Source organism: Pseudomonas sp. (assembly GCF_050739935.1).
GTDB lineage: Bacteria > Pseudomonadota > Gammaproteobacteria > Pseudomonadales > Pseudomonadaceae > Aquipseudomonas.
On sequence record NZ_JBOICF010000052.1, the window covers coordinates 12,511 to 38,025 of the forward strand.

Below are 25,515 nucleotides of genomic sequence, written 5' to 3' on the forward strand. Positions count from 1 at the left end.
GACCCGAATATTGCATGATTGCGCTTCCCATAGGATCATGCCGGCCTATTTTAGACTGTCAGCAAGCGACCCTCATGTCAGTGCCTTCGACACCGCATCCACTGTTCGAAACCTACGCCCGGTTCGTCGAACTCAATTTCAGTTCACTTAAGGAAGAGCTCCCCGCGATCAGGGATTATCTGGAGCGTTTTCCGCCAGCACTTCAAGCCGCTGAAGGCTACCGCGCGGTCCGTGGCTTCCTGAAATCCTACGCGGGCAATGAGTCTACGTTCAATTCCTATCGCACGCATGTTGAGCGGCTGTTGCTGTGGACCCTGATCAAATCCAGAGTCCCTTTGCTGGACATGCGCCGTACCCACGCCGAAGAATTTCTCGAGTTTTGCCTTGCTCCCGAGCCGTCATGGGTTGGCCCTGTCGTTAAATCCCGGTTCCTGCGCATTGGTGGGCGCAAGAAGCTCGCCAGCGATAGCTGCGTGTTGAACACCGACTGGAAGCCCTTCAGCCAGTCGGCATCCAAGGAAGAGCGCAAACGGGCGAAAGAAGAGAACCGCCCTCTCCTTCAGGAACAATACAAACCTGCCCAAGGCTCGATCGCGCAGATTTTCGCGGTCTGCGGCAGTTTTTTTCAGCATTCGATCGATGAAGGCTTCTGCGAGCACAACCCGTTCAAAGCGGTAAAACAGAAAAGCAAATACAAGCAGCGAACCACGGGTGATCATGACACCCGGATCCTGACGTCGTTGCAGTGGGACTTCGTACTGGAGACCGCCGAGTTGCTGGCTGCACAGGACGCCAAGTACGAGCGCACGCTGTTCATTGTTGCGACGATTTTCGCCATGTACCTGCGCGTGTCCGATCTGGTGGGCCGCGAAAATTGGACGCCGAGTATGGGCGACATGCGCAAGGATGGTGCCGGCAACTGGTGGTATCACGTCGTCGGCAAGGGCAACAAGGCCGGGAAGATCAGCGTTCGGGATGATTATGTCGAGAATTACCTGAAGCGCTGGCGCCTGCATCAAGGCCTCTCCCCCCTGCCCGGTTTCAGGGAAACCACGCCGTTGATCGCCACCCAACGTGGCCGCGCCGGGTTGTCTGACCGCCATATCAGGCTGTTGCTGCAAGAGGTTTTCGATCGCGCCCTGGAACGCATGCAGGCCGAGAACTGGCCGGATGAAGATGTCGGCCGCCTGCGCGCAGCATCGCTCCATTGGTTGCGCCATACTTCAGCAACTTTCGATGCGCCGTACCGCGACATGAAAGACCTTCAGGTGGACCTGCGGCATAACAGCCTGAGCACCACGCAGAACGTCTACTACAACTCTGAAGACGAGAAACGCGCGTACTCGATCAAGCGTTTGCCCATGAAAGAGCGAACCTGACCCCGCAACGCAATCAAAAGAACGACAGCGTTTCCATCCCCTTCCCTGGGGAAAACGAGCTTTCGACCTGTCCCATTTGCAGGTCGACGATCACTGTCGTGCCTTCTTCATGATTGGCAATGATCAAGACCTTCAATCTTTCTCCATATCGGCACGATAGCGCTGCAGGTTTTCCTCGTTGGGCGGATACAAACCGGGCAGCGCCTTCCCGCTTTCGACCTGCTCAACGATCCAGGCTTCGAGACGCTCCTGCTCGATCGCCACCTCGACGACCTCTTCGACCAGCGCTTGAGGGATGACGACCGCGCCGTCGTTATCCAGGACAATGACATCGTCCGGATAAACCGCGACGCCGCCGCACGCCACCGGATCCTGCCAGCCTGCGAACGTCAGCGCGCTCACGGCAGGTGGTGCAGCCGTGCCCTTGCACCAGACCGGCAACGGCGTGGCAACCACGCCATCGAGGTCGCGAATCACGCCGTCAGTGACCAACGCAGCTACCCCGCGCTTGTGCATGCGAGCGCACAGGATATCGCCGAAAATTCCCGCGTCCGTCGCCCCCATGGCATCCACCACGACGATGCTGCCCTCCGGCATGGCTTCGACAGCCGCGCGGGTCGAGGTCGGTGAGGACCACGAGGCCGGTGTGGCCAGGTCTTCGCGCAGCGGCAGAAACCGCAGCGTGAAGGCGCGGCCAACTTGTCGGGGCTGTCCGCGGCGCAATGGCATTGCTCCGCGCAACCACACATTGCGCAGGCCCTTCTTCAATAACACCGTGGTCAAAGTGGCCGTTGAAACGCCTTTCAAGCGTTCGATCAAGTTGCTATCACTCACACGCTTTTCCTCATTTGCGGTTGAAGGGACGCCGAGGACAAGGCTCGGCGTCGCTGTCAGATATTGGCCAGCAGGCCGCCGTCGACCCGTTGCACGGTCCCTGTAACGTATGACGCATTGGCACTGGCAAGGAAGGCCACGACATCGGCGTATTCCTGAGGCGTGCCATAGCGCCCGACCGGGATCGACTCGGTGCTCTGTGCGCTGACATCATTCACGTCACGCCCCTCGCGCTTGGCTTTCGCCTCATCCAGGAATCGAATCCGGTCGGTGGAAATCCGCCCCGGCAGGATCACATTGGCCGTGACCCCTTCGCGGGCAACTTCCCTGGACAAGGTTTTTGACCAGCCCACCAGCGACAGGCGCAATGCATTGGAAATACCGAGGTTGGCGATCGGCGCGACCACGCCTGAAGACGTGCTGGTGATGATCCGCCCCCAGTTGCGTTCACGCATGCTTGGCAACACCCGATCGGTGATCGCGATCACTGAGAGCACCATCAACTGGAAATTCTTCGACCAGACTTCGCTCGGCTGACCGAACGCCGGCGTCGGAGGCGGGCCGCCTGTGTTGTTGACCAAGATGTCTACGGCACCAAAATGGCTTTCAATGGCAGCGATATTGCCGTCGATCACAGACAGGTCACTCAAGTCCCATTGCAGCGCCAGTACCTCGGCTCCTGCTGACTTGAGCGCACTTTCGATACTGGCCAAGGCATCCGGATTAATGTCGGCCACCACGATTTTCGCGCCTTCTTTCGCAAGGGTCTTGGCGATGGCACCGCCCAAGCCGCCCCCGGCCCCCATCACTAGCGCTACCTTGTTGTGTATTCCCAGGTCCATCTTTCTGTCCTCTGTTTACGGCATTTGCCTGCCGTGTGATTGCCACCGCGTGCAGTGGTGTAAAGTACCGAGCGCAAACCCGGCGCATAAACACGGGAACAACCCGCGCAGTTGGAATTTTCGCCCTATGGAATCCCACTTCCTCGAAAGCTTCGTCGCAGTCATCAAGCACGGCTCGATTGCGGGTGCCGCTCGCCAGCTGGATCTCACCCCGGCGGCCATCACCCTTCGCCTCAAGGCGCTGGAAAACGAGTTCGGTGCCCCGCTGGTTCAACGCTCCGGCCGCACTGTGGTCTCCACCGAAGCGGGTGCGCGGGTGTTCGCCAGAGCGCAGACCGTCCTGCGCGACATCGCCGATCTCAAGAGCCTGGCCACCAGTACTTGCATGACCGGCCAGTTACGCCTTGGCGTGATCGCCTCCGCAGCATCCGGGCTATTGCCCGGTGTGTTGGGGTATTTCAACGAGCAGCACCCCAACACCCGTATCCTGATTCAGCGCGGCGTCTCCAGCGTTCTCTATCGTGCCGTCTGCGATGAGGAGCTGGATGCGGCGCTGGTGGTCGAGCCGCAGTTCGGCATTCCGAAAACCTGCGAGTGGCAGCGTCTGAACGACGAGCCCCTGATCCTGCTCGCGTCCTCGGCCCTGCGTGTCGACGACGTTCATGAAACCCTCGCCAGAGAGCCGTTGATTCGCTACGACCACAGCCACTGGGGCGGCAAGATTGCCGACGATTACCTGCGTCTGGCGGGCATCGAGCCCATCGAGCGCTACGAACTCGATGCCCTCGACAGCGTTGCCGCGCTGGTTGAGAAAGGGCTGGGGGTCTCGCTCGTGCCGAATTGGGCAGGCCCGTGGATTCAAGGCCGGGCGTTGACCAGACACAGCCTGCCGGTTGAAGGTTTCAGCCGTCAGGTCGGCTTGCTGTGGAATCGTTCGAGCATTCGCGCCAGACAGATCCAGAGCCTGCTCGAAGCGACTCAGCGAGCGCTCGCGGACGATTGAGTGCCGGCTCACCGGTTCACCACTTTGGCGGGCACGAAGATAATGACCAGTGCCCCCGTCAGAATCAGCCAACCGGTGACCAGATACAGGCCCGAGGTCAGCGATTGGGTGGTGGCGGTCAGCCAGCCCATGATCACCGGGCTGACGAATCCGCCGAGATTGCCGGTGCAGTTGATCAGCGCAATTCCCGCCGCAGCCCCCGCCCCGCCCAGAAACGAGGTCGGTAATGCCCAGAACATCGGGATGGCGCAAATGATGCCGATCGCCACTAGCACCAGGCCGAACATCGAGGCAACGATCTGATCCTTGCACAGAGCACAGATCAGGAAGCCAATGGCGGCCAGCAGAATCGGTAGCACCACATGCCAGCGCCGCTCGCGCATGCGGTCGGCACTACGTCCGGCCAATAGCATGCAGACCAGTGCAGCTATATAAGGAAGCGTGGTCAGCAGGCCAATGAACAGCGGATTGGCCACTCCCGCATCCTTGATGATGGTGGGCTGCCAGAAGCCAAAGGTGTTGGAGCCAATACTGATGCCGAAATACACCAGACACAGCAGCCAAACCCGCCCGCTGCGGAACACCGAGGACGCCGACAAATGGGTTTTGGCGCTGGCGTCCGATTCGATGGCTTGGGAAAGCACAGTCTTTTCCTCGGCGCTCAGCCACTTGGCCTTGTCTACCGAATCATCCAGATAGAACAGCACCACCACACCCAGAATCAACGCTGGGAGCGCCTCGACCAGGAACAGCCATTGCCAGCCGGTAAAACCTAGAAATCCGGCGAAGGCATGCATGATGAATCCCGACAACGGGCCGCCGACGATCCCCGACACCGGGTTGCCCGCCATGAACAACGCGGTGATCCGACCGCGCCGCGCAGCGGGAAACCAGAGCGTCAGGTACAACAGCACGCCCGGATAAAACCCGGCTTCGGCCATCCCCAGCAGAAAACGCAAAACGTAGAACGCAGTCGGCGTTTCCACCCATGCCATCAGCGCGCTGAGCAGGCCCCAGGTGATCATGATCCGCGCGATCCAGCGACGCGCCCCGACTTTGTGCAGGATCATGTTGCTGGGAATCTCGAACAGGAAATAGCCGATGAAAAACATCCCGGCGCCAAGCCCGTAAACCGCCGAGCTGAAATTCAGATCGGTGAGCATGCTCAGTTTGGCGAACGAGACGTTCACCCGGTCCAGATACGCGACCAGATAGCAAAGAAACAACAGCGGCAGGACACGCAGCGTGACCTTCCTGAAGGTGGCGTTTACGCTAGGCGCAGTGGCCTCGCGAGTCACAGACGTGTCGTGAGCGACAGAACTGGGGTTCATGAGTGTCTCCGTTCTTTTATTTTTCTTGTAGGAATGCGTCGGGGCAGCGGGTGAACACCCGCTAGCGCCGGCAACCGGCAACAGCGTTTTAACGGGGTCGTGGCACCTTCTCGGTGAAGTGCTCGGCCCTGAGAAAATCGAAATCCACGCCTTGGTCGGCCTGTGTAACGGTGTCGAGAAACAGCTTGCGATACCCTCGCCCGGCCGTGGGCCGTTGAACCGGAGCCCGCTCGGCGCGTGCCGCCAGCTCCGTATCACTGACCAGCAATTGCAGACTGCGCCCGCTGACGCTCAACCGGATCCTGTCGCCATTGCGCACATACGCCAGTGGCCCGCCGAGGGCAGCTTCCGGGGTCATGTGCAGCACGATACTGCCCGCGGCGGTGCCACTCATTCGCCCGTCGGACATGCGCAACATGTCCTTGACGCCCGCCTGCGCCAGCTTTTTAGGGATAGGGATGTAGCCCGCTTCCGGCATGCCGGGCGCGCCGAGTGGCCCGATGTTCTTCAGGACCAACACGTCGTCGGGTTTCACATCCAGCTCAGGCGAGTCGATCCGCTCCGCCATGTCTTCGAGTCCTTCGAACACTACGGCACGGCCTTCGTGCTCCATCAGCTCGGCATTGGCCGCCGACTGCTTGATGATCGCCCCGCCCGGCGCCAGGTTACCTCGCAACACCGCAATGCCGCCTTGCGGGTAGATCGGGTCACTCATTGACTTGATCACGTCCTGAGGGAACGCCGGCTCGGCGCTGTCGATTTCCTCGCCGAGGGTACGACCGGTGACGGTCAACGCCTCGAGATGCAGCAGCGGTCGGATTTCGCGCAACAACGCCGCCATGCCGCCGGCCCGATGAAAATCCTCCATGTAATGCTGGCCGGACGGTTTAAGGTCAATCAGCACCGGCGTCTCACGGCCCATGGCGTCCACCCTTTCCAGATCAATTTCGATCCCGAGCCGACCGGCCATCGCAGTGAGGTGTACCAATGCGTTGGTCGAGCCGCCAATGGCAAGCAACACCCTTAGCGCATTTTCGAAGGCCTTGCCGGTGAGTATTCGATCAGGTGTCAGACGTTCCTGCGCCATGCGTACCGCGCAGGCGCCGGTCAGTTCCGCGCTGCGCATGCGCTCTGCGGTGACCGCCGGTGGCGTAGCGCCTCCTGGCAACATGATCCCCAGCGCCTCGGACACGCAGGCCATGGTGCTGGCGGTGCCCATCACCGCGCAGGTACCGACGCTGGCCACCAGCTTGTTGTTGACGCCGTCGATTTGCGCTTCGGTGATTTCAGCTGCGCGGTATTGGCCCCAGAAACGTCGGCAATCGGTGCAGGCCCCTACCCGCTCGCCCTGATAGGCGCCGGTGAGCATCGCGCCAGTCACCAGCTGGATAGCGGGAATACCGGCTGAAGCTGCACCCATCAGTTGCGCGGGTACCGTTTTGTCGCAACCACCGATCAGCACCACGGCATCCATTGGCTGGGCACGAAGCATTTCTTCGGTGTCCATCGACATCAGGTTGCGCAGATACATGCTGGTGGGATTGGAAAAGGTTTCGGCGATGGAGATGGTCGGAAACTCCATCGGCAGCCCGCCCGCGAGAAAGATCCCGCGTTTGGTCGCTTCGATCAACTGAGTGAGATTGCCATGGCACGGATTGTAGGCGCTGGAGGTGTCTACAATGCCGATGACTGGACGATTGAGCATGTCGCTCGAATAGCCCGCGCCTTTCAGAAAGGCCTTACGCAGAAACAGGGAAAACTCCGTGTCGCCGTAATTCGCAAGACCCTTGGCAAAACCTTTTTTATCCATTGCACTGACCCGTTATTGTTTTTGGATGTCAGGCTGCGCGGCGCAACCTGGCTATGACCCTGAATCATGGCCCTGAATATGGATCAGCGAGGCGCCCGGAAACACCAAGCAGGCCTAACTTCATACCTAAGGTTTTGTAGGGTCTGGGATCAGGTTGGGCGCGCGGAAGCTTGCCGGACTTTCTGCGGGCTGTGGCCGACGAGTGAGGGAATGGGCCTTCAAACCCTTTATTTCGCGGTTTTGCGGGATCAAAGTTATCGATGAGGACCACATGGGCTCATTTCAGACGAAAAAAAACGCTGCAAATAATGCAGCGTTTTATTTTCAATCTCGGACATGGTCATGACGCCGAAGATGTTCAGCCGTTCTGACGACCATAGCCCATGGTGGTGTATTCAAGATTGTGCGTCACGCCAGCGCTATCGACGTAAGTCATGTCGGTTTTAACCAGGCCATCGACTTTTTCAGGATCCTGAGCGGTTTTCACATGGGTGACCTTGGCAACGTCCAGGCCTTTGTGGCGGTTGTACTGCTCCACCTGCGACAACGGCTGGACGCCGGACGTACTGGCAAGCTCGTTGGCCGAGGCGAATACGCTGAACAAAGAGAGTGCGGCGAAGGCTAAGTATTTCATTTCAATCTCCAGGACCTAAGTTAGATCGCAAATAAGCAAAGCATTGGGTTTGTTTGCTGGTGGAGTTGATTCTTACTGAATAATCGCCAAAGGGTAAATATAAAGTATCGATAAGAAGTATTGCCAGCATCGATACCTGACATTATATCCAATCCAGTAAGGGTGTTTTGCCTGATAAGTTAGTTATGAAGTAAAGTTTAACTTTGATTAACTTTTAATTTAACTTTCCATTGGTGCGACAGGTTTTGCCCCGAAGCGAACGCTTCGGTTCTCGCGCAAATCCAGAGGCTGGACGACCGAGATGGCCACAGCGGGTCCTTCCAGCGGACGAGGGGTATGTGTACTCTGCATAGCCCATGCCCAAACGACATAACCTACGTATTTACGGGCATGTTAGTCTCGCCGCTCATTTTGAATTGGCGTAGATCGTTATCATCGATGATGGCCAGAACCAGGAAACGTCATGTCCAAAATTTCGCACTCCGCTCTGCGCCGCAATTTCCGTGAACTGCTGACCTCCAGCGCCTGTTTCGAAACCGCCTCGGTGTTTGACCCCATGTCCGCCCGCATCGCCGGGGACCTTGGATTCGAGGTCGGTATCCTTGGCGGCTCTGTTGCATCGCTACAGGTTCTGGCAGCACCGGACTTCGCGCTGATCACCCTTAGCGAGTTCGTTGAACAGGCTACCCGCATAGGTCGTGTGGCTCAGCTACCCTTCATCGCCGACGCCGACCATGGCTATGGTAATGCCCTGAACGTGATGCGTACCGTCGAGGAACTGGAGCGTGCCGGGGTCGCAGCGCTGACCATCGAAGATACGCTGCTGCCCGCCCAGTTCGGACGTAAGTCGACAGACCTGATCACCATCGAGGAAGGCATCGGCAAGGTCAAGGCGGCTCTGGAAGCACGCGTTGACCCCGAGCTCTCGATCATCGCCCGGACCAACGCTGGCGTGCTGTCTGTTCAAGACATCATTGAACGCACCCAGGCCTATGAGAAGGCCGGCGCGGACGGTATCTGCATGGTCGGCATCAAGGATTTCGACCACCTGGAGCAGATTTCGGAAAAGCTCAACGTACCGTTGATGCTGGTCACCTACGGTAATCCCAAGCTCAACGACAGTCAGCGTCTGGCGGATCTGGGCGTGCGCATCATCGTTGCGGGCCATGCCGCCTACTTTGCGTCGATCAAGGCGACTTACGACAGCCTACGCGCTCAGCGCAAAGTCACCCACAGCACGGAAAACCTCAGCGCCACCGAACTGACCCACACCTACACCCTGCCGGAGAGCTATGTGGCGTGGGCCGAGGAGTTCATGGACGTCAAGGAGTGATCCTGATGCTCGCCCCTGTCGGACCAAGTGGCCGATCTGCAGGCAATAAAAAACCCGCCTGAGCGGGTTCTTTGCTATCAAGACCATTCCAACACCCTGTCGGTAGCGTTCCAGGCAAATGGCAGATCGTCCCTGACCTCTGAAGCGCTTCCTGTGCTTCAGTCGATGGATCCAAGTTACGGTTTTGCAGCCGCGCTGTATACGGCCAGATTGCTGAACCGCTTGTAAGCGTTTGGCTATACCCTGCCGAAAGGACACAGACGGTGATTCACGCTTTACACCAACGGATGCTCGGCACCGTCCATGGTGATGACGGTTCCGGTGATGTAACGCGCCTTGTCCGACGCGAGAAACAGCACCAGATCGGCGATCTCTTCCGGCTTGGCCATCCGGCCCATGGGAATCTTCTGCACACTGCGCTCGATGGCCGCATCCATGCTGATGCCGGCGTGGGCCGCGTCCGCTGCCATCCCCTCGGCCACCCGGCCGGTTTCGGTCAACCCGGGATTGATCCCGACCACTCGCACACCAGATCCGGCATACGCATTACCGAGGCCAGCTGTTGCCAGCATCAACGCCGCATTGGCCGAGCCGCCCGCCAGATGGATGGGTTTGGCGACCTTACCGCCAGCGCCAATGATATTGACGATGACGCCCTGGCCACGTTCGGCCATGAGCTTGACCACGGGGTCGACGACATTGATCGTGGAGAAGAACTTGGCGTCCATGGCCGCGCGCCAGAATGCCGGAGTCAGGTCTTCAGGAGGCGAGCGTTTCGCTGCGCCTGCCGAGTTGACCAGCACGTCGATCGGCCCGACTTCCAGGGTCACGCGCTGCACCAGCGCCGCAGCGAATGTCTCGTCTGACACGTCGGCGGTAAAACCCACTGCGCCGGGCAGGGTTTCGAGCGCCTTGTCGATATTGGTCTGCGCGCGCGAACTGATGACGACCCGAGCGCCCTGGGCAACGAACTGTTGGGCGCAAGCAAGGCCAATGCCTTTGGAGCCGCCGGTGACCAGAACGATCTTGCCATCGAAGTCTTTCATTGACTCTCTCCCTGTGGGTGAACTGTTGAGAACGCAGGCTGTTGAGGCAAATAGCAGCGAACGACATTACTACATTGAGCCATGGGTTAATGGAACAGTCGGTTAAGCGCTGCTGCCCGCTGCGCCGTCAGGGGCGATCGCGGGGTTCAACCGCCGTCGATCTGCTTTATGATGCACGCCTTCACCATGGCGCCCAGCTGTCGCGCCTCGTTCAGCCACTCAGAACAGAGATTTTCATGTCCAGCCAAGACCTAACATTCCTCCCAGACCCTGATGCAGACTCCATTTCCTCCGATGTCGCCAGCTTTGGCGGCATCATGGTGTCCACCCAGGTCCCGACTCGCGCAGACGGCAGCCTTGAGCTTGGCGGCATTACCGAGCAAAGCGAATGCACCCTGCAAGCGCTCAAGGTCGCACTGGAACGCGCGGGCAGTTCCATGGATCGAGTCATGCATTTGACCATCTACCTGACTGACATGGCTGACCGCGCCGCTTTCAACGAGGTGTACAAGCGCTTCTTCGCCAAACCCTGGCCGGTACGCGCAGCAGTCGGTGTCGCTGCACTGGGTGTCGAAGGCATGCGCGTGGAAGTCACCGCGATGGCTGCCAAGGGCTGATGTAAACGCGACCTGCAGGAGCCGGCTTGCTGGCGAAGTCCGATCAGCCCCATCAAAGGTGCCTGAGCGACCGCTTTCGCCAGCAGGCCGGCTCCTGCAGTAGCATCGCGGCGTGTTTTCGGCCATCGAGCAGCCCATGGATGTCGCTCGCACGTTTCGCCGCTACAATGCGCGCCTTGACCGTGACGATCCGACTAAAAAAACATGTCCCTACCCAAGCATCACCTGGAATTGCTCAGCCCCGCCCGCGATGTATCCATCGCTCGCGAGGCCATTTTGCATGGCGCTGACGCCATCTACATTGGCGGCCCAAGCTTTGGCGCGCGTCATAACGCCAGCAACGAGGTAAGCGATATCGCCGAACTGGTGGAGTTCGCTCACCGTTATCACGCGCGGGTGTTCACCACGATCAACACCATCCTCCACGACAACGAGCTGGAGCCGGCGCGCACGCTCATCCACCAGCTGTACGATGCGGGTGTCGACGCGTTGATCGTCCAGGACCTGGGCGTGATGGAACTGGATATTCCGCCGATCGAGCTGCACGCCAGCACCCAGACCGACATTCGTACGCTGGAGCGAGCCAAGTTCCTCGATCAGGCCGGCTTCTCGCAACTGGTATTGGCCCGCGAGCTGAACCTGCAAGAGATTCGGGCCATCGCCGACGAAACCGATGCGGCCATTGAGTTCTTCATTCATGGCGCACTGTGTGTGGCCTTCTCCGGGCAGTGCAACATTTCCCACGCCCAGACCGGGCGCAGCGCCAACCGTGGCGACTGCTCCCAGGCTTGCCGTTTGCCGTACACCTTGAAAGACGATCAGGGTCGCGTCGTGGCATTCGAAAAACACCTGCTGTCGATGAAAGACAACAACCAGAGCGCCAACATCCGCGCCCTGGTCGAAGCCGGTGTGCGCTCGTTCAAGATCGAGGGCCGCTACAAGGATATGGGCTACGTGAAGAACATCACGGCCTACTATCGCCAGCGTCTGGATGATGTGCTCGAAGACCGCCCGGACCTGGCACGCGCCTCGAGCGGCCGCACTGCGCATTTCTTCCTGCCCGACCCGGAAAAGACCTTTCACCGGGGCAGCACCGACTATTTCGTCACCGATCGCAAGATCGACATTGGCGCGTTCGACACCCCGACCTTCACCGGCCTGCCAGTGGGCATCGTGGAAAAGGTCGGCAAACGTGATCTGCAGGTCGTCACCCATGATCCATTGACCAACGGCGACGGACTCAATGTGCAGATCAAGCGCGAAGTAGTGGGTTTCCGCGCCAACATCGCCGAACCCAAGGGCGAGTTCGAAGAAGACGGTGAGAAGCGCTATCGCTATCGTGTCGAACCCAACGAGATGCCAGCCGATCTGCATAAGGTTCGGCCGAACCACCCGCTCAATCGCAACCTCGATCACAACTGGCAGCAGGCCTTGCAGAAGACTTCGGCCGAGCGCCGCGTTGGCCTGTCGTGGCTGGCTCGCTTGCGTGAAGAGCGTCTGGAGCTAATCGCGACGAGCGAAGAAGGCATCAGCGCCAGTGTCGTGCTGGAAGGCCCATTCGGTGTAGCCAACAAACCCGAGCAAGCACTGGAACAGTTGCGCGATCTGCTCTGTCAACTCGGCACCACCCAGTACCACGCCACCGACGTGAAACTGGACGCACCGCAGGCGTTTTTCATCCCGAACTCGCAGCTCAAAGCGTTGCGCCGCGAAGTCATCGAAACCCTGACTGCCGCCCGTGTCGCTGCGCATCCACGTGGTGGTCGCAAGGCCGAGACCAGCCCGCCGCCGGTGTACCCGGATTCGCATCTGTCCTTCCTGGCCAACGTCTACAACCAGAAGGCCCGCGATTTCTACCACCGCCACGGCGTCAAACTGATCGACGCAGCGTATGAAGCCCACGAGGAAGCGGGCGAAGTGCCGGTGATGATCACCAAGCACTGCCTGCGGTTCTCCTTCAACCTGTGCCCAAAACAGGCCAAAGGCGTCACTGGCGTACGCACCAAGGTTGCCCCAATGCAGCTGATTCACGGCGACGAAGTGTTGACCCTGAAATTCGACTGCAAGCCTTGCGAGATGCATATCATCGGCAAGATGAAAGGCCACATCCTCAACCTGCCGCAGCCTGGCAGCGTGCCGGTGGTCGGCCATATCAGCCCAGCCGACCTGCTGAAAACCATCCCCCGCGCGCCACATTGAGCCAATATCGGGCGCGCCGTAGTGGCGCGCTTGATGGTTTGTGATGTTGGTTGGCCAGCGGCAGTCCCTCTCTGTCCGCTCTGGCCGCGGTCACCGCCGAGCGAGTTCATGCCGGGCGCAGCCTTCGTAATAGACCTGCCTGACGCTCTCGGGCCGCAATCGCGACGGGCTGTCATATGTCTGCTCGGTGATACCCAGTGCGCTCATACGCATCCACTGCTGGGGAAAGTGTCGGGCCTGCAGCTTTTTTCGGGCTCCGTACAACGTCAGCCCCGAAAGTTTGTATTGCTGCGCGGTACTGGCAATTCCCGCGCCCCACGTGCAAAGGTCGCGTTCGTTCTTGCTAAGATCCCTTGCAAACGCCGATGTCGTAAGGCCTGTCAGAACACAAAACGCCAGAGCAAACTTGATAATCCGCATGCAAATCCTTGGCTAACTGCTTGATAGAGCGCAGATTCTGCCGGGATTACAATCGACTGGGGGCCAGCAAAGTGCCTCCTTCAGCCGGCGGCCGACCGGTGACAGGTATCGCGCAGGCAAACGATGCGAGCAGAATGACAATTGAGTAACGAAAGCCTGCGCCGCCTGCTACCGTGTAGGGGTGACAGGTGAACCTTATCGACCGATAACCGGTCGATAGTTGCACCTCTGGCCAGGTCCGCGATTGCCCCTATGGTGAGTCGATCTGGTCAGCTTTATTTTCAGAAGGACCGTCCATGATTCCAATTCAACGCATCGCCTGGCTCAAAGCATGGGGTGCCCATGGCTTCACGGCCACCGGCGTCGTCCTCGCTTTCCTCGCGACCATCGCCCTGTTCGACAATCAGCCAAAGGCCTGCCTGTTGTGGCTGGGGATTGCCCTGATCGTGGACGGTCTGGACGGTTCGCTGGCGCGCAAGGTCAACGTGCAGTCGGTCCTGCCGCATTTTGACGGTTCGGTTCTGGACCTGGTGATCGATTACCTGACCTACGTATTCATCCCTGCACTGTTCATCTATCGCTACATCCCGCTGCCTGACTACACCTTGCTGCTGACCATCTCCATCATTCTGGTGTCGTCGCTGTTCTGCTTTTGCAACACCGAGATGAAAAGCAAGGACAACTACTTTCAGGGCTTCCCGGCGGCCTGGAACGTGGTCGCGCTGTGCGTTTACATCCTGTCACCTGCGCCCTGGCTCACCTTCATTACGGTGATCTGTCTGGCCCTGTTGACCGTCACCCGTATGAAGTTCCTCCATCCATTTCGTGTCCGCCGCTTCATGCCGATCAATATTGCGGTTACCAGTGTCTGGTTTCTGTGCAGTTTTCTGCTGGTGATCAACCATCCGTATAACGGCTCGTGGGTGTTGAGCGTGTGGTTGGTGATGTCGGCTTATTTTCTGGGCATCTGCATCTGGCGCACGTCGCTGGAGTGGATTGACAAGGCGCGCTACTAACAGGCCTCTGCCCGGAGCGTATAGGAGCGAGGTGCCTGATCCTGCTCCCGCTCCCCGGCAGATCGTCAACAAGCTGCCCTACAAGCCTTCGGGCAGAAGCAAAGCAAACCAAGATGGCCTGTGGGAGCGCATCCCACGCTTTAACTTACGGCCCACCCGCTAGATACGCCCACCGATAAATCCAGCGCTGACGCCCGTCGCTGAACACCGGTTGCAGCCCATATCCCTGGGCGTGACCCCCACCAGTCGCAATGACGATGCGACCACAGGCTTCATACCCGCAGAATAACGCCCAGCTCGCCAACGTTGAGCCCTTGAGATCGATGAAAGGCGGCTGGCTGTGGCTTCTTGCACGATTCGCTGCCACCGATCGCAGCGTCTGGCTCAGGTTTGCTTCACGACTCCGCTCATTGCGTATACCCCAAAGGCAATTGCGTGGTGGATTTGATTTGCTCCATGGCAAAACTCGAACTGATGTCGGTAATCCCGGACAGCTGAATCAGCTTCTTGTAAACGGCGTCGTACCCTGCGATATCCGGTACGACAATACGTAACATGTAATCCGTATCCCCGGCCATGCGATAACACTCCACCACTTCAGGCAGCGTCGCGATGAGGTCGTGAAAACGGACCAGCCATTGGGCATTGTGCTGATTGGTACGGATCGCCGCGAACACCGTCACTGCAACGTTCAATAGGGCCGGATCGAGTAGCGCAACGCGACCGCGGATCATGCCTCGCTCTTCCAGCTTCTGAACCCGGCGCCAACAGGCAGTGCTACCGAGGCCGATGCTGTCGGCGATTTCGGCGATGGGCCGCGTGCAGTCGGTTTGCAGGATATCCAGAATTGCCTGATCGAATTTGTCCATGTGCCGTGCCGTGGAGAATGGAAGGATATGACTGATGGCGATAAAGATAAGCCAATAGTGACCGGACGCGAAAAGATATTCTTTAGATGGCGGGCAAGGTAGAAAAATAATCTAATGCAAAAGAAAAATAGCGTTCAGTAATCAATTTTTTTGCACCCTCGCGCTAGTAGTATTTTCTGCATTACGGACAGCGCGGATTTCTTCCCATGAGCACACTTCCTTGTTACTTCGACTACGCGGCTACCACCCCTGTCGATGACCGTGTCATCCAGGCAATGGTTACCTGCCTTGGCCGTGAAGGCACCTTCGGCAACCCGGCATCCAACTCCCACGCGTATGGCAATCTGGCGCGTCAGGCAGTAGAACTGGCCCGGCGGCAGGTCGCCGAATTGGTCGGCAGCTCGGCAGACTCACTAATCTGGACTTCCGGTGCCACCGAGTCCAATAACCTGGCTATCAAAGGTATTGCCCAAAGTGCCCAAGGGGCGCGCCGTCACCTGATCACCAGCCGCATTGAGCACAAGGCGGTGATCGACACCGTGCGCCAACTGGAACAAGCGGGTTTCCCGGTTACCTGGCTTGAGCCCGACTGCAATGGCCTGATCCAGCCGGAGGCTGTACTTCAGGCGCTGCGAGACGACACGCTGCTGGTGTCGCTGATGCTGGTCAATAACGAACTGGGCACGCTCACTGACATCGAGGCCATTGGCACGGCGGTTCGCGAGCACGGCGCTTTCTTCCACGTCGATGCGGCCCAAGGGGCCGGCAAAGTAGCCATAGATCTCAAAGCGCTTCCAGTGGACTTGATGTCTTTTTCCGCGCACAAACTCTACGGCCCCAAAGGCATCGGCGCGCTCTACGTGGGCGAACGTGCACGGCCGATGCTCCAGGCGCAGATTCATGGCGGCGGTCATGAGCAAGGCTTTCGCTCTGGCACACTGGCGACCCATCAGATTGTCGGCATGGGCGCTGCCTATGCGCTGGCCGCTGCGCAGATGCAGGAAGAAGTGCAGCGCATCGGCACGCTGTCTGCTCAACTGCTTGACGGCCTGTTGCAATTGCCTGGGGTCAGCCTTAACGGCGATGCGCAACAGCGCGTTCCGCATACGCTGAACATCTGCGTCGACAAGGCAGGCTTCAGCGCCATGAGCCTGTCCAGCGAACTGGCGGTCTCCTCGACATCCGCCTGCAATTCGGCCAGCAGCGGCGCCTCTCACGTTCTGCTCGCGCTGGGGTTGACCCAGGCCCAGGCCAGTAGCAGTTTGCGCCTGAGTCTGGGTCGCTACACCCAGGCGGCGGATGTGAAGAAAGCCATTTCTGTCATCGCAGCACGGCTCAGCAGCCAGTCGGCCACGTTCTGGTGATCGCTGGAAAGTAACCTTCAGAGGTTACATGGGCGAAAGTAACCCCTAAAGGTTACTTTCAGCCCAGTTTGATTACCGCCAAGCCCACGGCGATGCTGACGGTAAAACTCACCAGAGTGCCCAACAATACGTATTCACTAAGGGAGCGTTGCTCGGCCCCCTTGATGTCATTGAAGCGCAGGATGCTTTTGGCGGTGAGCAGAAAACCGATCGCCCCCCATTGCTCCATTAGAACGAAAGTCAGGATCAGCGTCCTTTCCAGATACCCAATCAACGTACCAGCCCGTTTAAGCGAGCCTTCACTATTGACGCTTTCGAGCCAGGGCGTCAGCACAGCCCCAATCAAGACGGATGAAGGACGCAGCATCAGGATGTAGGCGAGCAACACCAGCAGGTTATGCGACCTTACAAGCGTCTTGACTGACTCCCACGCCCACACCCAATAGCCTTCCGCGCTGAGCCAGATCGTGGTCAAAGCGACCACCTGCAGGAAAAATCTCAGCGCAAAGGCAAAGCGTGAGTCCCATTTGCCAACCAGCCACAGGATGAGCGCCCATGCAGCCGCAAAGAGCAGCGCGGCGCTGACAGCAACCGGAACAGAGCGCTCAAACGCATACAGCAGCGCACCGGTTGCAAGGCCATTTGCGATTGCCATCACGACCGTTCGGCCCGCTACACCCCGCGCTATGTCTTCGCGCCATATGGAATGCCCATAGTTCAGCAGCATATTGGCCAGGATCATCATCAGTAGCACGCTCGAAGCGTCACGCATCACTCAACTCCATCACCCACTTTTTGGTACTCGCCAGATAGCGGTCCAGCAAGCGTGCCTGCCCTCTCTGCAACGCTTTATTGATCGCGACCCGTGACTTGCCGAGATTTTCGGCAATGCTCTGCTGATCACCTACGCCCTGAAGGTGCGCGTAGTAAGCCTGAGCTTCGACCACGGTCCACTTGTCCACAATGGCGGCGACGAACTCGGTCACCAGCTCTGTACAGCGCATAAACGATGCATCGTGGCTGAACACGGCCAAACTGAGCTTTTTCATGCCATCCAGCCCTTGCCCGGACAGGACAAAAGCCTTTCCGTAATCCCGGCCAGCAGCAGAAGGACCGATGCCGATCGCGATGCGGGCATCCCAGCGCTCACCTTCCGGACTTGCGGCGATAAGACCAGCGCGGATAGCCAGCGCGCACTCGAAGACTTGAGGTGCATGCTGGAGCACCACTTGGAAGCCATCACCGCGATAGGTCTCCGTGCTCAATCCATAACGTTTCTTCAATGCGCTCAGCACATCCTTGAGGCCGTCTAGAAATGCCTGGGTGTCGGAAACCTTTTGCGAATGCATAAGGTCACCGGTCAAAACAGCTTTGATGCTCATGAAAACTTCCTCAATCCCGAGCGATTACGGTTGCACTATAAGCCATGGGCGACATAAGTAACCTAAAAAGGTTACTTTTTAAAATGTAACCTCTAGAGGTTACTTTCTTCGCATGCGAACGCCGTGATCTTCCACCCCCGTCTCTGGCACAATCGCCCATCGCTTTTTTCGAGAGCTTTTTCGAGACAATCATGAGCATGGACCTGAACAGCGTTTGTCAGCGCCTGGACACCGGCAGCAAGAAGTGGAGCCAGTACCCGGAAGACGTGTTGCCAATGTGGGTGGCGGACATGGATTTCCCGGTGGCGGAACCAATCGTGCAAGCGCTGAAGAACCGTCTGGAACATCCACTACTTGGCTATTCGGTGGCTCAAAAGACCTTGCGGCAGACGTTGGTGAGGCATCTGGCGAGTCACTACGACTGGCACATCCTTCCCGAAGACCTGGTGTTCCTGCCCGGTGTCGAGCCGGGTGTCAACATGGCCTTGAACAGCCTGGTACCCAATGGCAGTGGCGTACTGGTGCAGACCCCCAACTACTTGCCGTTGTTGGCCGCTCCGGCGAACTGGAAGCTGCCTCGGGTTGACTTGCCGTTTCACGCCGACGCCAATGGCGAGTACCCCACCGATATCGCCGCGCTGCAAAGCGCGCTGCTCAGCGTCCGTTCTCTGCTGCTGAGTAATCCGCACAATCCTCTGGGTAAGGTCTTCGAGCGTGAAGAGTTGCGCGCTATCGGTGAAGCCTGCGTGCAGCACGATGTGCTGATCGTTTCCGACGAGATTCATGCCGACATTCTGTTCGATGGTCGCCGTCACACGCCCATCGCATCCCTCAGTCCCGAGATCGCTGCGCGATGCGTAACCCTGATGTCCGCCAGCAAGGCCTGGAATATCGCCGGGATGAAGACCGCGTTCGCCGTGGTGCAGAACGCTGAACTGCGCGAGCGCTTCAATGCCGGGCGTCTGGGGCTGGTCGACAGCGTCAATGTCCTGGGGCTTGAGGCAACGCAAGCAGCGTATAGCGAGGGCGCATCGTGGCTGGCGCTGGTGAATGCCTATCTGCAGGACAATCGCGACTACCTGGCCCACGCCATCAAGACTCGCTTTCCCGGCATCCGCATGAACCTGCCGCAGAGCACGTATCTTGCCTGGCTGGATTGCACCGCGCTGGATATCGAGCACCCGCAGCGATTCTTTCTTACCGAAGCCAAAGTTGCGCTCAGCGAGGGCCTGGAGTTCGGCGATGACTGCGGCCAGTTCGTGCGCCTGAATTTCGGTTGCCCGCGGCCGATGCTCGAAGAAGCGCTGGCGCGTATGGAGCGCAGTCTGCTCCAGCGCTAGCGGGGCAGACGATGTTGCCCCGCTCGCCCTTCACGACTCAATAACCCAGCGACAGGCCGGTATTGCGACGTGGGTCGTTGGCACCGTAGAACCGGTTATTGCCCACCGGTTTGCCACCCAGCGAAGGCGCGCCGACCAGAATGGCAGCCAGGTGGTTGGCGTCCTGCGGTTCGGCGAACTTATGCCCCCAGCTTTCGAGGATCTTCTGCGTGTCAGGGCTCACTGCGAAGTTCTCAAGGTTGGTGGTTTCGGGCATCCACTGCTGGTGGAAACGCGGGGCGTCGACCGCTTCCTGAATGTTCATGCCGTAATCGATGACATTGAGCATGGTCAGCAGCGTCGCCGTGATGATCCGGCTACCGCCCGGCGTACCCACCACCATGACGGCCTTGCCATCCTTGGTGACGATGGTCGGGCTCATCGAAGACAGCGGCGTCTTGCCCGGTGCAATGGCGTTGGCTTCGCCCTGGATCAGGCCATACATGTTCGGTACGCCGAGCTTGGAGGTGAAGTCGTCCATTTCATCGTTGAGGATCACCCCGGTCTTGCTCGCCATCACCCCGGCACCAAACCAGTCGTTGAGCGTGTAGGTGACGGAGACCGCGTTACCCCACTTGTCGACGATCGAGTAGTGCGTGGTGTTATTGCCTTCGTGTGGCGCGACACCGGGTTTGATCTCTTGCGAGACGCCCGCTTTCTGCGGTTCGATGGCGGCGCGCAGTTTAGCGGCGTAGTCCCGATCGAGCAGATGATCGATCGGATTCTTCACGAAATCCGGGTCGCCCAGATAGCTGTTGCGGTCGACGTAAGCGTGACGCATGGCCTCGATCTGATAATGCAGGCCCTGGGCCGAGTGATAGCCCAACTCCTGCATCGGATAGCCTTCGAGGATGTTCATGATTTCGCAGATCACCACGCCGCCCGAGCTTGGAGGCGGCGCCGAGACCACGTGGTAGCCGCGGTAGTCACACTCGACAGGTGCCAGTTCTCGGGTCTTGTATTTATCCAGATCGGCCTGGACGATGATGCCTTTGCCAGCCTGGCTGGAATCGACGATGGACTTGGCGACCCAGCCTTTATAGAAACCGTCGGTGCCCTTCGCGGAGATTTCCTTGAGGGTCTTCGCCAGATCCTTTTGCACCAGCGTGTCGCCGACCTGCAGCGGCTGACCCTTGTTCAGGAAGATCGCGCCCAGGTCCTTCGGATCGGCCTTGAACTCGTCAGTAGCGGTGTGCAGCAGATCGACATCGCCCTGCTCCAGCGCGAAACCGTTCTCGGCCAGCTTGATCGCCGGGGCAATGACTTCTGCGCGTTTGCGGGTGCCGTATTTGCTCAGCGCCATTTCCATTCCGGAAACGGTACCGGGTACGCCAACGGCCAGATGGCCCTTGGAACTCAGGTCGGGAACGACGTTGCCGTCCTTGTCCAGGTACATGTTGGCGGTAGCGGCCTGGGGGGCTTTTTCGCGGAAGTCGAGGAAGGTCTTGCGCCCGTCGGCCAGCTGAATAGTCATGAAACCACCACCGCCAAGGTTTCCCGCAGCCGGGTAAACCACCGCCAACGCATAGCCCACGGCAACGGCGGCATCTACTGCGTTGCCGCCGGATTTCAGAACATCCACGCCCACGTGTGTGGCCAGATGCTGCGCGGTGACAACCATGCCGTTTTCAGCAGCAACGGGCGCGACAGAGGCTGCGTAGGAGGAAGCAAAAACGAGGGTGAGCGCCGTCGCGATCAGCGACTTGGCCAAGGGTTCATACTTCATGGGTCGACTCTCTTTATTCTTTTGAATGTGGAACAGCATTGGCGGGACGAACCTCGATGGGGAGTACCCTCTCGTGAATCGCCCGGCATCCTTGCAACTGTAGATGCACATTTGTTGGAGCACGCTGGATAGCCGCAGCGCGGCCCACGAGGGAACCGACCTGCCGCACCAAAATAGCGCCTACCGCATAACTTACCTAGTGCCAATCACAGGTTATTTCATCGAAACAGCCGGTTTTACTGGCACGTCCGTACCATCGCCAGTTCACAGACCTTTCACCTAATGCGGGTATACGCGTAACCTTGGGCCTGCGCGCCAACACAAAAATATCGTCGATGACTGCCACGGCGCGCGGGTATTGGACGTCATCGACAGACCCACAAGGCCTGCCTGGTGAAAATCCCCCTCTGTGCAGCACCCCTGCTCTGATGGCCAGAACCTTTCGTTCGCTGGCCGTGTACAACTTCCGCATCTGGTCCATCGGCGGGATCGTTTCCAACATCGGCACCTGGATGCAGCGTACTGCCCAGGACTGGCTGGTGCTCACCCAGCTCACCCATCAGAACGCCACGGCACTCGGCATTGTCATGGCCTTGCAGTTCGGGCCGATGCTGTTGCTGCTGCCGGTCAGCGGTTTCGCGGCGGACCATTTCGATCGCCGCAAGCTGCTGATCGGCACGCAATTGGCGTTTGCCGCGTCGGCGCTGGGCCTGGGTCTGTTGACGGTCACCGGCCATGTGCAGCTGTGGCACGTGTACTTCTTTGCACTGGTCTCGGGCTGCGTTGCAGCGATTGACGGCCCGGCGCGCCAGACCTTCGTTTCCGATCTGGTGGATGAAGCCCACCTGAGCAACGCCGTGGCGCTCAACTCGCTGTCGTTCAATGCGGCGAGGATGATCGGCCCGGCGGTTTCTGGATTGTTGATTCCGCTGGTGGGCAACGGCTGGGTGTTCCTGGTCAACGTACTGACCTTCGCCTTGATGATCGGCTCGCTGTGCAGCCTGCGCCGCGCTGAGCTGCACATGCGCGAGCGCCCTGCGCGGGCTCGTGGGCGGCTGGCGGAAGGGTTTCGCTATGTCTGGGGACGGCCCGACCTCAAAGCCATCATGTTGATGCTGTTTCTGGTTGGCACCTTTGGCCTGAACTTTCCGATTTACATCTCGACCATGGCAGTGACCGTGTTCAACGCGGACTCCACGCATTATGGTCTGCTGACCTCGCTGATGGCCGTTGGCTCGGTGACCGGCGCCCTGCTCTCCGCCCGCCGCGCTCGTCCGACGTCCAAGCTGTTGTTCCGGGCCTGCGCACTATTCGGCGCGTGTTTTCTGCTGGCGGCGATGATGACCAACTTCTGGCTGTTCGGCCTGCTGCTGTTCGTCTTGGGGATCAGTGCGCAGACCTTCACCACCTCGGCCAACAGCATGGTGCAGCTGTCGACCGATCCACTGATGCGTGGTCGGGTCATGGCGATTCTGCTGGCGACGACGCTGGGCGGAACGCCGGTCGGCGCCCCGATCGTGGGCTGGGTTGCCGACCTGTTCGGCCCGCGCTGGGCCATGGGGATTGGCGCTGCCTCAGGACTGTGGGCAGCGCTGGTGTGGTTTCGCTATCAGCGCGCCGCCAAGCTGGCCGGCGCCGTCTGAGCGTGTATCGGCCGTGTCGGTTTACCCGTGCGCAAAGTCCACAGCAGAATCACGCCGACCACCCCGGCCGCCGACAGTGAGAGCATGCCCGCACGCGGGTCTGCCACCCAGACTTCCATATTGGCCTTGAGCATTGGCGCGACAAAACCTCCGATGTTGCCCAGCGAACCGATCAGGGCGATCCCGCCTGCAGCAGCAACGCCGCCCAGATAGCCGGTCGGCAGAGTCCAGAACAGTGGCTGGACGGTCACGAAGCCTGCGGCGGCAAAGCAGAACGACAGCAACACCAGCGGCAGACTGGCGAGCAACGTCGATGCGGCGATTCCCAGTGCCGCCATCCCCAACATGCACATCGCCATGGTTAGATGTCGGGCGCGGCGGTCGGCATAGCGCGTCACGAAGAACATCACCACCGCCGCACACAGCCACGGAATCGAGGTCAGCATGCCGACCTTCAATCCGACCGTGGTGCCGAGCAGTTCCGCGATACGCGTTGGCAGGTAGAAGATCACGCCATACACGCTGACCTGCACGCTGAAATAGATCAGGACGAATTTCACGACCCGCAGATTGCGCACCATGCTCAATAGGTCGCCGGGGCCGTGATCGAGTTTCTGCTGATCTTCTGCCAGCAGTTCGGCGCTTAGCGCGGCCTTCTCCTCAGCACTGAGCCAACTGGCGTCCTGGGGTTTGCTCTTGAGGTAGAACAGCGCGACGATGCCGACGATTACCGCGGCCAGACCTTCGACCAGGAACATCCACTGCCAGTTGGTGAGCTCGAAGACGCCGTGCATGTCCAGCAACCACCCAGACAGCGGGCTGCCCAGCATCAATGCGAACGGCAGCCCGAAGTAATAGATGCCGATGGCCTGACCACGGCGACGGGCCGGAAACCAGTACGTGAGATAGAGAATGACACCCGGCGAAAAGCCCGCTTCGGCAACGCCCAGCAAAAACCGCAGCACGTAAAAGCTGGTTTCGCTGTGGGTGAACATCATCGCGGCCGAGACCAGGCCCCAAGTGATCATGATCCGACTCAGCCACACGCGCGCGCCCACCCGATGCAGCATCAGGTTGCTCGGGACTTCGAAGATGGCGTAGCCGATGAAAAAGATTCCAGCGCCCAGCGCGAACGCCGCATTGCTTAACCCCACATCGGCCTGCAATGCAGCCTTGGCGAAGCCGACGTTGGAGCGGTCGATCATGGCCAGGGCAAACATCAAGGCCAGAAACGGCAGCAGCTTCCAGCGACATTTGCGCACGGCGCTTTCGATAGCCGCAGTAGCGGCCGGATCAGATTTTATTGTCATTGTTGTGCCTATCGGAGGTATGGATCTGAATGCCAGCCGAAACTAGACCAGACCTGCGATAAAGCCCAATGACAAATCTTCAATCTTTGATAGCGTGTGGTTATCGGATTCCAGTGTTTACCGGTTCACCTTAGGCTCCAGGCTGAAACACGGTCCCCTGTGGGAATGAATTCATTCGCGAGGCTTCAGCAGGCGCGATACATCTCAGTGCCTGGCCCATTTTTCGCGAATGAATTCGCTCCCACAGGAAATGCGCCAGCCATAGCCCTTGACTGGATACTGAAGGGTGCTGATCGGAGATCAAAACCACCGGTCATTGCGCTTGCGCCCACGGGTCAGCGCCGGGAGGATCAGGCCCAGCAGCAAGCCCGCGCCGGCGATGCTGCCGCCATAGACCATGTAGCGCATCAATACCTGATTGTTCTCGTCACCCAACTTGGCCTGGGTTGCACGCAACTCCGACTGGGCATCGCTCAGCTGCGCATTGAGATCTTTGGTGCGAGCTTCCAGTTCGTCCACCAGCTTCTTGCGCGAGTCGAGGGTTTCCTGCATGCCCTGGACCTTGGTTTTCCAGTCGTCGTCGATGGTTTTCAGTTGCCCGCTGAGGTCGGCCACCTGCTGTGTCAACTGCGGCAGGCGCTCGGTCTGGCCCGGCACATCCTGCAGGTCGTTGGACGGAATCCACACCGTGTCCCCGGAGTTGCCACGCACCTGGCTGTAATCACCCTGAGTGTTAAGCAATTCGACTTTCTGACCGGATTTGAGGGTACCGACGATGCGATAGCCATCAGTCGGGCCACTGCGTACATAAGTACTCAAGGTGTCACTGACCCAACGATCCTTGCCTTCGGCCTGGGCCTGACTCACTACACCAACGGCAAACAAGGTTCCCAGCAGGCCGGCACTGAGCAAATGGCGTCGGGCGCCCGGCAGCAGGGAGAAATGAGAAGTGGAAACTGAAACTGGGCGAGATAGAGACATGAGGAATCTTCGACAAGATAAAAAGAAAGGCCGGATGGACGGGCCGCATGCGATGGACAAAAGCCTGGTCGGCAGCGATAAGCAACGCGCTGCAACTACTGGGAAAGGCAATAGCGGGCGCGGCCTGCAACAAGCCGGAAGCCTGAACACACCCGGGCCTCGTGCCCCGGCGCACCACGCGCGCAGTGGTCAACAGACAGTTCAAATGGTGTCAGGTTCACTACAGGAGGGTGACGTTCGTCTGGTGAAGGGATGTGGCGGGAGGATGATCCAGGGAGATGGTTTGCGGGAAAGTGCGGCGGGTCAGACACCAACTATGGTGAATGCCCACCGCTGTAGCTGCTGTCGTAACTCCCGACGTCTCCCGCAGATTTCGCGTCGTGGAACGATCTACGGC

23 protein-coding genes are annotated in these 25,515 nt (G+C 59.1%); 9 read left to right on the top strand and 14 right to left on the bottom strand.

Translation table 11 applies throughout. The features are described from left to right. The first annotated feature begins 80 nt into the window (after window positions 1–80). Complete coding sequence (locus ACRER8_RS08935) at window positions 81–1,379, top strand: tyrosine-type recombinase/integrase (RefSeq protein WP_431746004.1); 1,299 nt, start codon at window positions 81–83, stop codon at window positions 1,377–1,379. Between the two features lie 13 nt (window positions 1,380–1,392). Here the strand turns inward: ACRER8_RS08935 and ACRER8_RS08940 are convergent, their stop codons facing one another. Genes ACRER8_RS08940 through ACRER8_RS08950 form a run of 3 tightly spaced genes read right to left on the bottom strand, consistent with a single transcriptional unit; the run spans window position 1,393 to window position 3,055 of the window. Further along, window positions 1,393–1,515 carry a hypothetical protein gene (locus tag ACRER8_RS08940; protein WP_431745965.1) on the bottom strand — a complete coding sequence of 41 codons (123 nt, stop codon included), beginning with the start codon at window positions 1,513–1,515 and terminating at the stop codon, window positions 1,393–1,395. Next, a complete protein-coding gene (locus ACRER8_RS08945; RefSeq protein WP_431745966.1) occupies window positions 1,512–2,213 on the bottom strand; it encodes a ribonuclease activity regulator RraA in 702 nt (233 codons plus the stop codon). Before ACRER8_RS08945 ends, ACRER8_RS08940 begins: the two co-directional genes overlap by 4 nt. A gap of 56 nt (window positions 2,214–2,269) precedes the next feature. Then, a complete protein-coding gene (locus ACRER8_RS08950; RefSeq protein ID WP_431745967.1) occupies window positions 2,270–3,055 on the bottom strand; it encodes an SDR family oxidoreductase in 786 nt (261 codons plus the stop codon). 127 nt (window positions 3,056–3,182) lie between these two features. Between ACRER8_RS08950 and ACRER8_RS08955 the strand changes: the two genes are divergently transcribed. After that, window positions 3,183–4,058 carry a LysR family transcriptional regulator gene (locus tag ACRER8_RS08955; protein WP_431745968.1) on the top strand — a complete coding sequence of 292 codons (876 nt, stop codon included), beginning with the start codon at window positions 3,183–3,185 and terminating at the stop codon, window positions 4,056–4,058. Window positions 4,059–4,066: 8 nt separating this feature from the next. Here the strand turns inward: ACRER8_RS08955 and ACRER8_RS08960 are convergent, their stop codons facing one another. The 3 genes from ACRER8_RS08960 to ACRER8_RS08970 all read right to left on the bottom strand — a co-directional run bounded on the left by ACRER8_RS08960 (window position 4,067) and on the right by ACRER8_RS08970 (window position 7,833). Next, window positions 4,067–5,389, bottom strand: a complete 1,323-nt coding sequence (locus ACRER8_RS08960) for an MFS transporter (RefSeq protein ID WP_431745969.1) — start codon at window positions 5,387–5,389, stop codon at window positions 4,067–4,069. An 88-nt stretch (window positions 5,390–5,477) separates the two neighbouring features. Then, window positions 5,478–7,199 (bottom strand): IlvD/Edd family dehydratase, encoded by a 1,722-nt coding sequence (locus tag ACRER8_RS08965; RefSeq protein WP_431745970.1) that lies wholly within the window; start codon window positions 7,197–7,199, stop codon window positions 5,478–5,480. Window positions 7,200–7,557: 358 nt separating this feature from the next. Continuing rightward, window positions 7,558–7,833: a DUF2790 domain-containing protein gene (locus tag ACRER8_RS08970; protein ID WP_431745971.1), complete on the bottom strand. Its 276-nt coding sequence runs from the start codon at window positions 7,831–7,833 to the stop codon at window positions 7,558–7,560. 463 nt (window positions 7,834–8,296) lie between these two features. Here ACRER8_RS08970 and ACRER8_RS08975 point away from each other — a divergent pair, with 463 nt between their 5' ends. After that, on the top strand, window positions 8,297–9,166 hold the full coding sequence (locus tag ACRER8_RS08975) for an isocitrate lyase/PEP mutase family protein (RefSeq protein WP_431745972.1): 870 nt from the start codon (window positions 8,297–8,299) through the stop codon (window positions 9,164–9,166). Window positions 9,167–9,441: 275 nt separating this feature from the next. Here ACRER8_RS08975 and ACRER8_RS08980 read toward each other — a convergent pair whose 3' ends face one another. Next, window positions 9,442–10,212 (bottom strand): SDR family oxidoreductase, encoded by a 771-nt coding sequence (locus tag ACRER8_RS08980; protein ID WP_431745973.1) that lies wholly within the window; start codon window positions 10,210–10,212, stop codon window positions 9,442–9,444. A gap of 236 nt (window positions 10,213–10,448) precedes the next feature. Between ACRER8_RS08980 and ACRER8_RS08985 the strand changes: the two genes are divergently transcribed. Together ACRER8_RS08985 and ACRER8_RS08990 are read left to right on the top strand one after the other, a co-directional pair. Continuing rightward, entirely contained in the window at window positions 10,449–10,829 is a 381-nt protein-coding gene (locus tag ACRER8_RS08985; RefSeq protein ID WP_431745974.1) for a RidA family protein, read from the top strand. Between the two features lie 204 nt (window positions 10,830–11,033). Next, window positions 11,034–13,028 carry a peptidase U32 family protein gene (locus ACRER8_RS08990; protein WP_431745975.1) on the top strand — a complete coding sequence of 665 codons (1,995 nt, stop codon included), beginning with the start codon at window positions 11,034–11,036 and terminating at the stop codon, window positions 13,026–13,028. A 90-nt stretch (window positions 13,029–13,118) separates the two neighbouring features. Here ACRER8_RS08990 and ACRER8_RS08995 read toward each other — a convergent pair whose 3' ends face one another. Further along, window positions 13,119–13,448 carry a hypothetical protein gene (locus tag ACRER8_RS08995; RefSeq protein ID WP_431745976.1) on the bottom strand — a complete coding sequence of 110 codons (330 nt, stop codon included), beginning with the start codon at window positions 13,446–13,448 and terminating at the stop codon, window positions 13,119–13,121. 296 nt (window positions 13,449–13,744) lie between these two features. Between ACRER8_RS08995 and pcsA the strand changes: the two genes are divergently transcribed. Next, window positions 13,745–14,464, top strand: a complete 720-nt coding sequence (pcsA, locus tag ACRER8_RS09000) for a phosphatidylcholine synthase (RefSeq protein ID WP_431745977.1) — start codon at window positions 13,745–13,747, stop codon at window positions 14,462–14,464. Between the two features lie 407 nt (window positions 14,465–14,871). Here pcsA and ACRER8_RS09005 read toward each other — a convergent pair whose 3' ends face one another. Next, window positions 14,872–15,333 (bottom strand): Lrp/AsnC family transcriptional regulator, encoded by a 462-nt coding sequence (locus ACRER8_RS09005; protein ID WP_431745978.1) that lies wholly within the window; start codon window positions 15,331–15,333, stop codon window positions 14,872–14,874. 206 nt (window positions 15,334–15,539) lie between these two features. Here ACRER8_RS09005 and ACRER8_RS09010 point away from each other — a divergent pair, with 206 nt between their 5' ends. Beyond that, the gene (locus ACRER8_RS09010) at window positions 15,540–16,697 is read left to right on the top strand and encodes an aminotransferase class V-fold PLP-dependent enzyme (protein ID WP_431745979.1); all 1,158 of its coding nucleotides are present in this window, start codon (window positions 15,540–15,542) and stop codon (window positions 16,695–16,697) included. Between the two features lie 58 nt (window positions 16,698–16,755). Here ACRER8_RS09010 and ACRER8_RS09015 read toward each other — a convergent pair whose 3' ends face one another. Next, window positions 16,756–17,469, bottom strand: a complete 714-nt coding sequence (locus ACRER8_RS09015; protein ID WP_431745980.1) for a hypothetical protein — start codon at window positions 17,467–17,469, stop codon at window positions 16,756–16,758. Next, on the bottom strand, window positions 17,462–18,079 hold the full coding sequence (locus ACRER8_RS09020) for a hypothetical protein (protein WP_431745981.1): 618 nt from the start codon (window positions 18,077–18,079) through the stop codon (window positions 17,462–17,464). Before ACRER8_RS09020 ends, ACRER8_RS09015 begins: the two co-directional genes overlap by 8 nt. Before the next feature lie 191 nt (window positions 18,080–18,270). On the opposite strand from ACRER8_RS09020, the gene ACRER8_RS09025 reads away from it, so the two are divergent. Next, entirely contained in the window at window positions 18,271–19,419 is a 1,149-nt protein-coding gene (locus tag ACRER8_RS09025; protein ID WP_431745982.1) for a MalY/PatB family protein, read from the top strand. Window positions 19,420–19,456: 37 nt separating this feature from the next. On the opposite strand, the gene ggt is transcribed toward ACRER8_RS09025, so the two are convergent. After that, window positions 19,457–21,184, bottom strand: a complete 1,728-nt coding sequence (gene ggt, locus ACRER8_RS09030) for a gamma-glutamyltransferase (protein WP_431745983.1) — start codon at window positions 21,182–21,184, stop codon at window positions 19,457–19,459. Between the two features lie 428 nt (window positions 21,185–21,612). On the opposite strand from ggt, the gene ACRER8_RS09035 reads away from it, so the two are divergent. After that, complete coding sequence (locus ACRER8_RS09035) at window positions 21,613–22,827, top strand: MFS transporter (protein WP_431745984.1); 1,215 nt, start codon at window positions 21,613–21,615, stop codon at window positions 22,825–22,827. Here the strand turns inward: ACRER8_RS09035 and ACRER8_RS09040 are convergent. Both ACRER8_RS09040 and ACRER8_RS09045 read right to left on the bottom strand, forming a co-directional pair. Further along, window positions 22,794–24,137, bottom strand: coding sequence for an MFS transporter (locus ACRER8_RS09040; RefSeq protein WP_431745985.1), 1,344 nt, complete (start codon window positions 24,135–24,137; stop codon window positions 22,794–22,796). The two genes, ACRER8_RS09035 and ACRER8_RS09040, sit on opposite strands and share 34 nt — an antisense overlap. Before the next feature lie 300 nt (window positions 24,138–24,437). Beyond that, complete coding sequence (locus ACRER8_RS09045; RefSeq protein ID WP_431745986.1) at window positions 24,438–25,118, bottom strand: TIGR04211 family SH3 domain-containing protein; 681 nt, start codon at window positions 25,116–25,118, stop codon at window positions 24,438–24,440. Window positions 25,119–25,515 lie beyond the last annotated feature (397 nt).

Excerpts from the sequence above, each read along its gene's own strand:
- pcsA (WP_431745977.1), top strand. The coding sequence starts at position 13,745 with ATGATTCCAATTCAACGCATCGCCTGGCTCAAAGCATGGGGTGCCCAT.
- ACRER8_RS08960 (WP_431745969.1), bottom strand. The coding sequence starts at position 5,389 with ATGAACCCCAGTTCTGTCGCTCACGACACGTCTGTGACTCGCGAGGCC.
- ACRER8_RS08975 (WP_431745972.1), top strand. The coding sequence starts at position 8,297 with ATGTCCAAAATTTCGCACTCCGCTCTGCGCCGCAATTTCCGTGAACTG.
- ACRER8_RS09015 (WP_431745980.1), bottom strand. The coding sequence starts at position 17,469 with ATGCGTGACGCTTCGAGCGTGCTACTGATGATGATCCTGGCCAATATG.
- ACRER8_RS09045 (WP_431745986.1), bottom strand. The coding sequence starts at position 25,118 with ATGTCTCTATCTCGCCCAGTTTCAGTTTCCACTTCTCATTTCTCCCTG.
- ACRER8_RS09040 (WP_431745985.1), bottom strand. The coding sequence starts at position 24,137 with ATGACAATAAAATCTGATCCGGCCGCTACTGCGGCTATCGAAAGCGCC.
- ACRER8_RS08970 (WP_431745971.1), bottom strand. The coding sequence starts at position 7,833 with ATGAAATACTTAGCCTTCGCCGCACTCTCTTTGTTCAGCGTATTCGCC.
- ACRER8_RS08985 (WP_431745974.1), top strand. The coding sequence starts at position 10,449 with ATGTCCAGCCAAGACCTAACATTCCTCCCAGACCCTGATGCAGACTCC.
- ACRER8_RS09025 (WP_431745982.1), top strand. The coding sequence starts at position 18,271 with ATGAGCATGGACCTGAACAGCGTTTGTCAGCGCCTGGACACCGGCAGC.
- ACRER8_RS08965 (WP_431745970.1), bottom strand. The coding sequence starts at position 7,199 with ATGGATAAAAAAGGTTTTGCCAAGGGTCTTGCGAATTACGGCGACACG.
- ACRER8_RS08990 (WP_431745975.1), top strand. The coding sequence starts at position 11,034 with ATGTCCCTACCCAAGCATCACCTGGAATTGCTCAGCCCCGCCCGCGAT.
- ACRER8_RS08980 (WP_431745973.1), bottom strand. The coding sequence starts at position 10,212 with ATGAAAGACTTCGATGGCAAGATCGTTCTGGTCACCGGCGGCTCCAAA.
- ggt (WP_431745983.1), bottom strand. The coding sequence starts at position 21,184 with ATGAAGTATGAACCCTTGGCCAAGTCGCTGATCGCGACGGCGCTCACC.
- ACRER8_RS08955 (WP_431745968.1), top strand. The coding sequence starts at position 3,183 with ATGGAATCCCACTTCCTCGAAAGCTTCGTCGCAGTCATCAAGCACGGC.
- ACRER8_RS08950 (WP_431745967.1), bottom strand. The coding sequence starts at position 3,055 with ATGGACCTGGGAATACACAACAAGGTAGCGCTAGTGATGGGGGCCGGG.
- ACRER8_RS09010 (WP_431745979.1), top strand. The coding sequence starts at position 15,540 with ATGAGCACACTTCCTTGTTACTTCGACTACGCGGCTACCACCCCTGTC.
- ACRER8_RS09005 (WP_431745978.1), bottom strand. The coding sequence starts at position 15,333 with ATGGACAAATTCGATCAGGCAATTCTGGATATCCTGCAAACCGACTGC.
- ACRER8_RS09035 (WP_431745984.1), top strand. The coding sequence starts at position 21,613 with ATGGCCAGAACCTTTCGTTCGCTGGCCGTGTACAACTTCCGCATCTGG.
- ACRER8_RS09020 (WP_431745981.1), bottom strand. The coding sequence starts at position 18,079 with ATGAGCATCAAAGCTGTTTTGACCGGTGACCTTATGCATTCGCAAAAG.
- ACRER8_RS08995 (WP_431745976.1), bottom strand. The coding sequence starts at position 13,448 with ATGCGGATTATCAAGTTTGCTCTGGCGTTTTGTGTTCTGACAGGCCTT.